The organism is Pseudomonas oleovorans subsp. oleovorans, from assembly GCF_002197815.1.
Lineage (GTDB): Bacteria > Pseudomonadota > Gammaproteobacteria > Pseudomonadales > Pseudomonadaceae > Aquipseudomonas > Aquipseudomonas oleovorans.
On the sequence record NZ_NIUB01000014.1, the window covers coordinates 67,682 to 80,237 of the forward strand.

General features: G+C 64.4%; 8 protein-coding genes. All 8 read left to right on the forward strand.

Annotated elements, in window-relative coordinates; all coding sequences use genetic code 11:
* Nucleotides 1-57 precede the first annotated feature (57 nt).
* The 8 genes from purH (at nucleotide 58) to urtB (ending at nucleotide 12,511) form a co-directional block, all read left to right on the forward strand.
* Nucleotides 58-1,665 carry a bifunctional phosphoribosylaminoimidazolecarboxamide formyltransferase/IMP cyclohydrolase gene (gene purH / locus PSOLE_RS10585; protein WP_074856152.1) on the forward strand — a complete coding sequence of 536 codons (1,608 nt, stop codon included), beginning with the start codon at nucleotides 58-60 and terminating at the stop codon, nucleotides 1,663-1,665.
* A gap of 202 nt (nucleotides 1,666-1,867) precedes the next feature.
* Nucleotides 1,868-3,157: a phosphoribosylamine--glycine ligase gene (gene purD, locus PSOLE_RS10590; RefSeq protein ID WP_074856154.1), complete on the forward strand. Its 1,290-nt coding sequence runs from the start codon at nucleotides 1,868-1,870 to the stop codon at nucleotides 3,155-3,157.
* Nucleotides 3,158-3,272: 115 nt separating this feature from the next.
* On the forward strand, nucleotides 3,273-6,050 hold the full coding sequence (locus PSOLE_RS10595) for a hybrid sensor histidine kinase/response regulator (protein WP_074856156.1): 2,778 nt from the start codon (nucleotides 3,273-3,275) through the stop codon (nucleotides 6,048-6,050).
* A 75-nt stretch (nucleotides 6,051-6,125) separates the two neighbouring features.
* On the forward strand, nucleotides 6,126-6,719 hold the full coding sequence (locus PSOLE_RS10600; RefSeq protein ID WP_004425132.1) for a MarC family protein: 594 nt from the start codon (nucleotides 6,126-6,128) through the stop codon (nucleotides 6,717-6,719).
* A gap of 270 nt (nucleotides 6,720-6,989) precedes the next feature.
* Entirely contained in the window at nucleotides 6,990-8,789 is a 1,800-nt protein-coding gene (atzF, locus tag PSOLE_RS10605; protein ID WP_172480655.1) for an allophanate hydrolase, read from the forward strand.
* 8 nt (nucleotides 8,790-8,797) lie between these two features.
* The gene (locus PSOLE_RS10610; RefSeq protein WP_004425136.1) at nucleotides 8,798-9,502 is read left to right on the forward strand and encodes a GntR family transcriptional regulator; all 705 of its coding nucleotides are present in this window, start codon (nucleotides 8,798-8,800) and stop codon (nucleotides 9,500-9,502) included.
* 73 nt (nucleotides 9,503-9,575) lie between these two features.
* The gene (gene urtA / locus PSOLE_RS10615) at nucleotides 9,576-10,841 is read left to right on the forward strand and encodes an urea ABC transporter substrate-binding protein (RefSeq protein ID WP_074856160.1); all 1,266 of its coding nucleotides are present in this window, start codon (nucleotides 9,576-9,578) and stop codon (nucleotides 10,839-10,841) included.
* 101 nt (nucleotides 10,842-10,942) lie between these two features.
* The gene (urtB, locus tag PSOLE_RS10620; protein WP_074856162.1) at nucleotides 10,943-12,511 is read left to right on the forward strand and encodes an urea ABC transporter permease subunit UrtB; all 1,569 of its coding nucleotides are present in this window, start codon (nucleotides 10,943-10,945) and stop codon (nucleotides 12,509-12,511) included.
* The last annotated feature ends 45 nt before the right edge of the window (nucleotides 12,512-12,556 follow it).

The window sequence follows — 12,556 nt, forward strand, 5'->3', positions numbered from 1 at the left end:
GGGCGGCCCGCATGAGCCGCCTTTTTTGCTGATATCCCCGCTCTGATGGATAGTGAAATGACCGACCAGACCACCCTTCTGCCTGTCCGCCGCGCGCTGATCAGCGTTTCCGACAAGACCGGCGTTCTCGAATTCGCTCGCGAACTGGCCGCCCTCGGTGTCGAGATTCTCTCCACCGGCGGTACCTACAAGCTGCTCAAGGACAACGGCGTAGCCGCAGTGGAAGTGGCTGACTACACCGGCTTCCCGGAGATGATGGACGGCCGCGTGAAGACCCTGCACCCGAAGATCCACGGCGGCATCCTCGGCCGTCGCGCCATCGACGGCGCGGTGATGGAACAGCACGGCATCAAGCCGATCGACCTGGTCGCGGTCAACCTCTATCCCTTCGAAGCCACCGTGGCCAAGCCTGATTGCTCTCTTCCCGACGCCATCGAGAACATCGACATCGGCGGCCCGACCATGGTCCGCAGCGCGGCGAAGAACCATAAGGACGTCGCCATCGTGGTCAACACCGGCGACTACGCCGGCATCGTCGCCTCCCTCAAGGCCGGCGGCCTGAGCTACGCCCAGCGTTTCGACCTGGCGCTGAAGGCCTTCGAACACACCGCTGCCTACGACGGCATGATCGCCAACTACCTGGGCACCATCGACCAGGCGGCGGACACCCTGTCCACCGAAGGCCGTGGCGCTTTCCCGCGTACCTTCAACAGCCAGTTCATCAAGGCGCAGGAAATGCGCTACGGCGAGAACCCGCACCAGAGCGCGGCGTTCTACGTCGAAGCGAAGAAGGGCGAAGCCAGCGTCTCCACCGCCGTGCAGCTGCAAGGCAAGGAACTGTCGTTCAACAACGTCGCCGACACCGACGCCGCGCTGGAATGCGTGAAGAGCTTCGTCAAGCCGGCCTGCGTCATCGTCAAGCACGCCAACCCCTGCGGCGTGGCCGTGGTACCGGAAGACGAGGGCGGCATTCGCAAGGCCTACGACCTGGCCTACGCCACCGACACCGAGTCGGCGTTCGGCGGCATCATCGCCTTCAACCGCGAGCTGGATGGCGAAACCGCCAAGGCCATCGTCGAGCGCCAGTTCGTCGAAGTGATCATCGCCCCGAAAATCAGCGCCGCCGCCCGTGAAGTGGTGGCCGCCAAGGCCAACGTGCGCCTGCTCGAATGCGGCGAATGGCCGGCCGAGCGTGCTGCGGGTTGGGACTTCAAGCGCGTCAACGGTGGCCTGCTGGTGCAGAGCCGCGACATCGGAATGATCAAGGCAGAAGACCTGAAGATCGTCACCCAGCGCGCGCCGAGCGAGCAGGAAATTCACGACCTGATCTTCGCCTGGAAAGTGGCCAAGTTCGTCAAATCCAACGCCATCGTCTACGCCAAGAACCGCCAGACCGTGGGCGTCGGCGCCGGCCAGATGAGCCGCGTCAACTCCGCCCGTATCGCCGCGATCAAGGCCGAGCATGCTGGCCTGCAGGTGCAGGGCGCGGTAATGGCCTCCGACGCCTTCTTCCCGTTCCGCGACGGTATCGACAACGCCGCCAAGGCCGGCATCACCGCAGTGATCCAGCCCGGTGGCTCGATGCGCGACAACGAAGTGATCGCTGCGGCCGACGAAGCCGGCATGGCCATGGTGTTCACCGGCATGCGCCACTTCCGCCATTGATGATTGTGCCCACGCTCTGCGTGGGCGCGCAGCCTGGGACGCAGAGCGTGGGCACGATCCAGATCCACCCTGCACACAGGCGAGACGTAGGAGCCCGCTTGCGGGCGATCAACCCGCAAAGCATCGCCGGCAAGCCGGCTCCTACAAACAGCACAGACTGATCCTCCTCACGCAGAGCGTGGGAACGATCCAGGAGAATGCAATGAATGTATTGATCATCGGCAGCGGCGGTCGTGAACACGCCCTGGCCTGGAAAGTGGCGCAGGACAAACGCGTCGAGAAGGTCTTCGTCGCCCCGGGCAACGCCGGCACTGCGGTGGAAGCCAAATGCCAGAACGTCGCCATCGACGTGCTGGCCATAGAACAGCTTGCTGATTTTGCTGAGCAGAACGTGCAACTGACCATCGTCGGCCCGGAAGCGCCGCTGGTCAAAGGCGTGGTCGACCTGTTCCGTACGCGCGGCCTGGATATCTTCGGCCCCACCGCCGCTGCCGCCCAGCTGGAAGGCTCCAAGGCCTTCACCAAGGACTTCCTGGCACGCCACAAGATCCCGACTGCCGACTACCAGAACTTCACCGAGATCGAGCCGGCACTGGCCTATCTGCGCGAGAAAGGTGCACCGATCGTGATCAAGGCCGACGGCCTGGCCGCCGGCAAGGGCGTGATCGTCGCCATGACCCTGCAAGAGGCCGAAGACGCGGTGCGCGACATGCTCGCCGGCAACGCCTTCGGTGAAGCCGGCTCGCGCGTGGTGATCGAGGAGTTCCTCGACGGCGAAGAAGCCAGCTTCATCGTCATGGTCGACGGCGAGAACGTGCTACCGATGGCCACCAGCCAGGACCACAAGCGCGTCGGCGACGGCGACAGCGGCCCGAATACCGGCGGCATGGGCGCCTACTCGCCAGCCCCGGTAGTCACCGCCGAAGTACACAAGCGCGTGATGGACGAGGTGATCTACCCGACCGTGCGCGGCATGGCCAGCGAAGGCAACGTCTACACCGGCTTCCTCTATGCCGGCCTGATGATCGACAAGGCTGGCAAGCCCAAGGTCATCGAGTTCAACTGCCGCTTCGGCGACCCGGAAACCCAACCGATCATGTGCCGCCTGGAAAGCTCCCTGGTGCTGCTGGTCGAGGCTGCCCTGGCCAAGGCCCTGGACAAGGTCGAAGCGACCTGGGACCCGCGTCCGACCGTGGGCGTGGTGCTGGCCGCCGGTGGCTACCCGGGCGACTACGCCAAGGGCGATGTCATCGAAGGTCTGGATGAAGCCGCCAAGCTCGACGGCAAGGTGTTCCACGCCGGTACCGCACTGAAGGACGGCCAGATCGTCACCGCTGGCGGTCGCGTACTCTGCGCCACCGCCATCGGCGCCAGCGTTGCCGACGCCCAGCAGCAAGCCTATCGCCTGGCCGAGAAAATTCGCTGGAACGGCATGTTCCACCGTAACGACATCGGCTACCGCGCCATAGCCCGCGAGCGCGGCGAAGGCTAAGGCCAGCACCACTCGGAGAATACGGTGCGGATAGCGCAAAAAGCCGCGCCGCGCCGTATTCTCGCGAGCAGATGCTTGGCTATAATCCGGCCACTCATTTAGAAGGATTTTGCCCGTGCGCCGGCTCAGGATTGCCATCGGACTACTCGCCAGCATGCTGTTTCTCAGCCTTGCGCTGACAGCCAGTGCGAACTCAGTCCCGCCAAGCGCGCACAGCTGGTCCTATCTGGTCGACGCCAGTGCCCGCCTGGGCCTCGAAGAGGTCCGCGCCCAGCGCCAGCAGTTCAAGCCCCTCAGCAAGCAGTCCTTTACCTTCCCGCCCAGTGACCACGCCGTCTGGCTGCGTGCCGAATTCGCACCGCAGCAGCAGCCCGCCTGGCTGTGGATATTCTCGCCGCGGGTGCAGTACCTCGATTACTACCTGCTGAGAGATGGCCAGCTGGAGCAGAACCTGCACACCGGCGAGGCCATGCCGCTGGATTCGCGACCGCTGCCGTCGCGCTTCTACCTGATGCCGTTGCCCAATGACGGCCAGGCCCGCGTCGCCTATGTCCGCCTGACCTCCAACCACCCGCTGATGACCTGGTTCAAGGTGATGGATCAGGCCGAACTGGTCAGCCTGGAAAAACCCGCCTACCTCTACGGCATGCTGTTCGGTGCTCTGCTGCTGACCCTGTACAACCTCATCCGCTTCATCTACAGCCGCAGCGCCAGCGGCCTATGGCTGGCCGGGGTGAACATCGGCCTGGCCGTGTGCTCCTCGGCCAACCTCGGCATTTTCGCCCAATGGCTGCCCAGCCTGGGCTACAACCAGTCATTGATCGCCGACCTCTCAGCGCTATTCGCCGCCTTCAGCGCCCTGGCCTTCGGCCTGAGTTTCATGCACGGCACCCCCGTGCAGCGCAGCCCACTCAACCGCCTGCTGCAGGGCAATGCCTTGCTGATCCTGGCCTACGCTCTGTGCATCGCCGTCACCGGGTTGTTCTGGTACAGCTCGCTGGTCTATTTGCTAGTGGTCATGAGCTCGATCAATCTGCTGCTGGTGAGCAGCCGGCACTGGCGCGCCGGTTATCAGCCGGCACGCCTGATCACCATAGGCATGCTGGTTTTCAACCTGGGCTTCGGCTTCTTCGTGCCGGTGCTGCTCGGCTTCGATCAGCTCAATCCGGGCTGGCTGGTGCTGGGCGTGTTCAGCGTTGCCACCCTGGCCGGCCTGATTCTCAGCGTGTCGCTGACCGAGCGGCAGCGGCAGATCCAGCGCGACACCCTGCAGGAAAGCACCGCCCTGGCCGCCAGCAGCGCCGAGCTGAAGGCCAAGGCCGAGTTCCTGGCCAAGATCAGCCATGAGATCCGCACACCGATGAACGGTGTACTGGGCATGACCGAGTTGCTGCTGGGCACGCCACTGTCGGCCAAGCAGCGTGACTACGTGCAGACCATCCACAGTTCGGGCAACGAGCTGCTCACCCTGATCAACGAAATCCTCGACATTTCCAAGCTCGAATCCGGGCAGATCGAGCTGGACGACGTGCAGTTCGATCTCGGCGCACTGATCGAAGACTGCCTCGACATCTTCCGCGCCAAGGCCGAACAACAGCGCGTGGAGCTGATCAGCTTCATCCAGCCGCAGGTACCACGGGTGATCAGCGGCGACCCAACGCGCCTGCGCCAGGCCCTGCTGAGTCTGCTGGACAACGCCTTCAAGCAGACCGACGAGGGCGAGATCCTGCTGGTCGCCGCCCTCGACAGCAGCGACGGCCAACACCGCCTGCGCATCGCCGTGCAGGACAGCGGCCGCCCGCTGCTGGCGGAAGAGCGCGACGCCCTGCTCAACGCCGAACTGCAGAGCCGCGACTTCCTTTCTGCCACCCGCCTGGGCGGGCGTCTTGGCCTGATCATCGCGCGCCAACTGGTGCGCCTGATGGGCGGCGAGTTCGGCATCCAGGGCAGCGGCAACCAGGGCACCACCCTGTGGCTGACCCTGCCGCTGGACGCCGCCCGCCTGGAACAGCCGGAAACCGACCTGGACAGCCCGCTGCAGGGTGCACGCCTGCTGGTGGTGGACGACAACGACACCTGCCGCAAGGTGCTGATGCAGCAGTGCAATGCCTGGGGCATGCAGGTCAGCGCCGTGCCCTCCGGCAAGGAGGCCCTGGCCCTGCTGCGCACCAAGGCACACATGCGTGAATACTTCGACGCGGTGCTGCTCGACCATGACATGCCCGGCATGACCGGCATGCAGCTGGCCACCAAGATCAAGGAAGACCCGAGCCTCAACCACGACATCCTGCTCATCATGCTCACCGGCATCAGCCACGCGCCGAGCAAGGTGATCGCACGTAACGCCGGGATCAAGCGCATCCTGGCCAAGCCGGTAGCCGGCTACACGCTCAAGACCACCCTGGCCGACGAGCTGGCACAGCGCCCCAACGACACCCCCGCCCAAGCCGCACCGACGCCGGTGAGCACACCACTGAACGTGCCGGCCGACTTCCGCATCCTGGTGGCCGAAGACAACAGCATCTCGACCAAGGTAATTCGCGGCATGCTCGGCAAGCTCAACCTCAAGCCAGACACTGCCAGCAACGGCGAAGAAGCCCTTAGCGCGATGAAGGCAAAGCCCTACGACCTGGTACTGATGGACTGCGAGATGCCGGTGCTCGATGGTTTCTCTGCCACCGAACAGCTGCGTGCCTGGGAAAAGAGCGAGAAGCGCCCGCGCACGCCGGTGGTGGCGCTGACTGCGCATATCCTCAGCGAACACAAGGAACGCGCGCGTGCCGTCGGCATGGATGGCCATATGTCCAAGCCGGTGGAGCTGTCGCAACTGCGCGAGCTGATCGAGCACTGGATCGCCGAACGCGAACTGCATCGCCAGCGCGAGGTATCGTAAGTGTCGTAGGGCGGGTGAAACCCGCCTGACTGTCGATGGCGGGTTGCACCCGCCCTACTCTCAAACGAGCGCCCCATGTCCGAGTTGTTCAGCCTGTACTTGAAGATGCTGGTGCTCTACAGCCCCTTCTTCGTCCTCTCCTGCTTTATCGGCCTCAGCCGCGGCTACACCCTCAAGGAACGCAAGCGCCTGGCCTGGAAGGTGGCGCTGGCCACGCTGATCGCCAGCGTGCTGCTGTACCTGTTCGGCAAGCACATTTTCACCCTGTTCGGCATCACCATCGACGCCTTCCGCATCGGCGCAGGCTCGGTGCTGTTCATCTCCGCGCTCGGCATGGCCCAGGGCAAGTCGGCGGTGCAGAGTGATAACGTGCAGCAGGATGTGACCATCGTACCGCTGACCATCCCCATCACCGTCGGCCCCGGCACCATCGGCGCCCTGCTGCTGATGGGCGCCAGCCAGCCGCACTGGGACGACAAGCTGGTAGCGGTGGCAGCGATCTTTCTCGCCAGCCTTACCGTCGGCGTGGTGCTGTACCTGTCCAACCAGTTCGAGCGCCTGCTCGGCGACCAGGGACTGCAAATCGTCAGCCGCTTGATGGGCCTGTTCGTCTGCGCCCTGGCCGCGCAGATCATCTTCACCGGGGTGAAGAACTACCTGATGCCATAAGACGGCGAGCTTCGAGCCCTCGGTGCGCACGGCGCCCCCTACCTAGCGAATGCCTGCAGGCCCCCCTCGATCCCGTAGGGAGGGCTATGCGCACCGCCAGCCCTTAAAACCCTGCACCATTCGCTTGCAGACCAGCCCCGCCTCGGTGCGACGCCTCTCGTCAAAACCCCTTCCGTTGCACTGTAATCCCCGAAAATAAAGGCCTGCACCAAACTGGCACCGTCATTGCTCCAGCGATTCCAACTTGGATACAAGATGGGATCTAAACGCATGTCCAACACACCAATCGCTTTCACCCTCGCACAATGGCAACAGGTCTACCGCGACGGCCAATCACCTGCTGAACTGCTGCATGCCCTGCGCCGGGAACTGCGCGCTGACGACACGGCGTGGATCGCCCTGGCCAGCGAAGCTCAGCTAAACGCCCAACTCGATGCCCTGACAATCGCACAGGAAGGTGCAGGCGGCGACCTGAGCAAGCTGCCGCTGTATGGCGTGCCCTTCGCCATCAAGGACAATATCGATGCGGACGGCTGGCCCACCACCGCCGCCTGCCCCGAATTCGCCTATCTGGCCAAGGCTGACGCCACAGTAGTCGCGCGCCTGCGCGCCGCCGGCGCGATCTTGGTCGGCAAGACCAACCTCGATCAGTTCGCCACCGGTCTGGTCGGCACCCGTTCGCCTCACGGCGCGGTGCCCAACAGCTTCAACCCGGCTTACGTCAGCGGCGGTTCCAGCTCCGGTTCGGCCAGTGTGGTCGCGCGCGGCCTGGTGCCCTTCTCGCTGGGCACCGACACCGCAGGCTCGGGCCGCGTGCCGGCGGGTTTCAACAATATCGTCGGGCTCAAACCGACCAAGGGCTGGCTGCCCAACACCGGCCTGGTGCCGGCCTGCCGCACCGTCGACTGCATCTCGGTATTCGCCCTGACCGTCGGCGATGCCCTGGCCGTGGCCAACATCGCTGGCGGCTATGACGCCGCCGATGCCTACAGCCGCAAGAACCCGAACAGCGCCAAGGCCGGTATGCCGGCCCAGCCGCGCCTGGCCGTGCCGGCCAACCCCGAGTTCTTCGGCGACAGCCAGAACCAGGCCGTCTATGAGGCCGCACTGGGCAAACTGCGTGAATTGGGCGCCGAACTGGTGGAGATCGATTTCGCCCCCTTCCAGCAACTGGCCGAGCAGCTCTACTACGGCCCCTGGGTCGCCGAACGCACCGTTGCGGTGGAAGGCGTGAACCCCGAACACATCAACCCGGTGGTGCGCGGCATCGTCGACAACGGCCACAAGTACAGCGCCTGCGACGCTTACAAAGCCGAGTACATTCGCGCCGAACTGAGCCGCGTGATCAACGACGCCCTGGCCGACTTCGACGCCATGGTGGTGCCGACCTCGCCAACCATCCGCACCCTGGCCGAGATGCAAGCCGAACCCGTGCTGTTCAACAGCCAGTTCGGCACCTACACCAACTTCACCAACCTCGCTGACCTGTCTGCCCTCGCCGTGCCGGCAGGGCTGCGCGCCGACGGCCTGCCGGCCGGCATCACCCTGCTCGCACCAGCCTGGCATGACCAGGCACTGGCCGCCTTCGGTCAGCGCTGGCAGCAGGCAGTCAATCTGCCGCTGGGCGCCACCGGCAAGCCGCTGCCAAAGCAAACCACCAGCGACAAGCCTGCACCCGGTTGCATCCGTGTTGCCGTGGTCGGCGCGCACCTGACCGGCATGCCGCTGAACTTCCAGCTCAGCACACGCGATGCGGTGCTGGTGGAGCAGGCCACCAGCACCGCGCATTACCGCCTCTATGCCCTGCCCGGTACCGTGCCGCCCAAGCCGGGCCTGGCCCGTGTGGCCGAGGACGGCGCGGCGATCATCGTCGAGCTGTGGGACGTGCCGCAGGCGCGCTTCGGTGAGTTCGTCGCCGAGATCCCGCCACCACTGGGTATCGGCAACCTGGAGCTGGCCGACGGCCGTTGGGTCAAGGGCTTTATCTGCGAGCCCTATGCGCTGGATGGCGCGCGCGACATCACCAGCTTTGGTGGTTGGCGCGCCTATATCGCCAGCACCAAGGCCTGAGCACGCTCATGCCGCGTGCTGCCGAGCGCCCAGAGAGCCTGGCCGAGCGCATCTACGCCCGGCTCAAGGACGACATCTTCGAGTTCCGCCTGATGCCCGGCGACCGCTTCTCCGAAGGCGAGGTCGCCGCGCGCATGGCGGCCAGCCGCACGCCGGTACGCCAGGCGCTGCACCGTCTGCAGCGCGAGGGTTTTCTCGACGTGCACTTTCGCAGCGGCTGGCAGGTTCGCCCGCTGGACTTCGTGCAATTCGATGAATTGTACGAGCTGCGCATCGTCCTTGAACTCGACGCCGTACGCCGACTTTGCCAGCGCCCCACGGACGAACACCCGCCTGCACTGCAGACGCTTGCGCGCACCTGGATGGTGCAAAAGGAAGACCAGTTGCAGGACGGCGTCGCCGTTTCACGCCTCGACGAAGCCTTTCATTGCCAATTACTGGAAGCCGCCGGCAATCGCGAGATGGCCCGCGTGCACCGTGAGGTCAGCGAGAAGATCCGCATTCTAAGGCGGCTGGATTTCACTCAGACCCGACGCATCGACCTGACCTATGCAGAGCACCAGCAAATTCTCGAGGCAATCCTGATCCGTCGCTCAGAACAGGCACAGCAATTGCTTAAGGGCCATATAGAGGTCAGCAAGGCAGAGGTGCATTCGATCACCTTGCACAAGCTGTACGGCGCTCGCCAGTGCGTAGAGCCGATGCCGGAATAACCGAGCCATGACCTTCACTGCCACCAATAAAAACGCTGTCCACTTAGTCACAATTGTGAATGGAGATCGCACCATGCAACGTCGCAGCCTGATCAAGGCCTTTACCCTTTCCGCTTCCATCGCCGCCATGGGCCTGAGCTGGTCCATCCAGGCTGCCGAGACCATCAAGGTCGGCATTCTGCACTCGCTGTCCGGGACCATGGCCATCTCCGAAACCTCGCTGAAAGACATGGCGCTGATGACCATCGACGAGATCAACGCCAAGGGCGGCGTGCTCGGCAAGCAGTTGGAGCCGGTGGTGGTCGACCCGGCGTCGAACTGGCCGCTGTTCGCCGAGCGTGGCCGCCAGTTGCTGACCCAGGACAAGGTCGCGGTGACCTTCGGCTGCTGGACCTCGGTATCGCGAAAATCCGTGCTGCCGGTCTATGAAGAGCTCAACGGCCTGCTGTTCTACCCGGTGCAGTACGAAGGCGAAGAGATGTCGCCGAACGTGTTCTACACCGGTGCAGCGCCAAACCAGCAGGCCATCCCGGCGGTGGAATACCTGCTCAGCGAAGACGGCGGCGCCGCCAAGCGCTTCTTCCTGCTCGGCACCGACTACGTCTACCCACGCACCACCAACAAGATCCTGCGCGCCTTCCTGCACAGCAAGGGCATCGCCGACAAGGACATCGAAGAGGTCTACACCCCCTTCGGTCATAGCGACTATCAAACCATCGTCGCCAACATCAAGAAGTTCTCCGCTGGCGGCAAGACTGCCGTGGTTTCCACCGTGAACGGCGACTCCAACGTGCCGTTCTACAAGGAGCTGGCCAACCAGGGCCTGGAAGCCACCGAAGTGCCGGTGGTGGCCTTCTCCGTGGGTGAGGAAGAACTGCGCGGCATCGACACCAAGCCACTGGTCGGCCACCTGGCGGCCTGGAACTACTTCCAGTCCGTGGAGAACCCGGTCAACGAGAAATTCGTCGCCAACTGGAAAGCCTACGCCAAGGCCAAGAAGCTGCCGAACGCCGACACCGTGGTGACCAACGACCCGATGGAAGCCACCTACGTGGGCATCCACATGTGGGCGCAAGCGGTCGAGAAGGCCGGCACCACCGACGTCGACAAGGTGCGCGAAGCCATGGCCGGCCAGGAATTCGCGGCCCCGAGCGGCTTCACCCTGAAGATGGACGAGAAGAACCATCACCTGCACAAGCCGGTGATGATCGGCGAGATCCAGGAGGACGGTCAGTTCTCCGTGGTCTGGGAAACCGAAGGCCCGATCCGCGCCCAGCCGTGGAGCCCGTACATCGAAGGCAACGACAAGAAAGCCGATACCCCGGTGAAGTCGAACTGATTCTACGGTTCTCACCCGCTGTAAACCTGTAGGAGCTGGCTTGCCAGCGATCACCCTGATCGCCCGCAAGCGGGCTCCTACAGGCCATCAAGGACCCCCTTATGCCCACTGCCCTTACCCGGATTCTCCTGAGCCTGCTGCTGTTGCTGCCACTGGCGGCGCAGGCTGGCGAGGCCGACGATTTCGTCGCTGCCAACGCCAGCAAACAGGCCAAACTGCTGCAGGACTGGGCCGCCACGCCCAGCACCGAACGCATGCCACTGCTGCAAGCTCTGCAGCAGGGCCGCGTCGGCAGCGATGCCGACAAACGCGCCTTCATCGAACAGGACGGCACCTGGCAAGCCGCTGATGGCGACGCCGAAGCCAACGGCACGCCACGCAAACTGCGCCTGAACAACCGCCTGCGCGGCTTGGTCACCTTCGCCGTGGCCAGCCATCAAATGCTCGATGACGACGCTGCCGTACGCCTCGCTGCCGCCAAGCAACTGCAACGCAACACGCCGCCAGCGTTGCTGCCCTTGCTGGAAAGCCGCCTGAGCATGGAAGCCGACGAGAACGTGCGTGACGCCATCACCCTGGCCCTGGCCAACCTGCAGCTGGAGGCCAGCGACCCGGCCGTGCGCCTGGCTGCCGTGGAGCGTCTGGGCAAGACCGGCGACCCGCTGGCCCGCACCCGCCTGCAAAGCCTGCTCGATGGCGAAGAAAGCGATGCCACCGTGCGCGCCGCTGCCGAGCAGAGCCTGGCTCAAGTGAAGAACAAACTGCTGATCGGCGAACTGCTCGGCCAGGCCTTCAGTGGCCTGTCGCTGGGTTCGATTCTGCTGCTCGCCGCCCTCGGTCTGGCCATCACCTTCGGCCTGCTCGGGGTGATCAACATGGCCCACGGCGAAATGCTGATGCTGGGCGCCTACACCACCTACGTGGTGCAGCTGAGCTTCCAGCGCCTGGCGCCCGAATACCTCACGCTCTACCCACTGGCCGCGTTGCCGATCGCCTTTCTGGTCACGGCCTGCATCGGCATGGCGCTGGAGCGCACGGTGATCCGCCACCTCTATGGCCGGCCGCTGGAAACCCTGCTGGCCACCTGGGGCATCAGCCTGATCCTGATTCAACTGGTACGCGTCACCTTCGGCGCACAGAACGTCGAAGTGGCCAACCCGGCCTGGTTGTCCGGCGGCATGCAGGTGCTGCCGAACCTGGTGCTGCCCTACAACCGCATCGTCATTATCGGCTTCGCCTTGTTCGTCGTGGTTCTGACCTGGCTGCTGCTGAACAAGACGCGCCTGGGCCTGAACGTGCGCGCGGTGACGCAGAACCGCAATATGGCCGCCTGCTGCGGCGTGCCCACCGGACGCGTGGACATGCTGGCCTTCGGTCTCGGTTCGGGCATCGCCGGCCTCGGCGGCGTGGCCCTGAGCCAGATCGGCAACGTCGGCCCGGACCTCGGTCAGAGCTACATCATCGACTCCTTCCTGGTGGTGGTACTCGGCGGCGTCGGCCAACTGGCCGGTAGCGTGCTGGCCGCCTTCGGCCTGGGCGTGGTGAACAAGTTCCTAGAACCGCAGATCGGTGCGGTGCTCGGCAAGATCCTCATCCTCGCGCTGATCATCCTGTTCATCCAGAAACGCCCGCAAGGCCTTTTCGCTCTCAAAGGACGGGTGATCGACTGATGACCAGCGACCGTTATTGCGCCAACGGGCGTAGGGCGGGTGAAA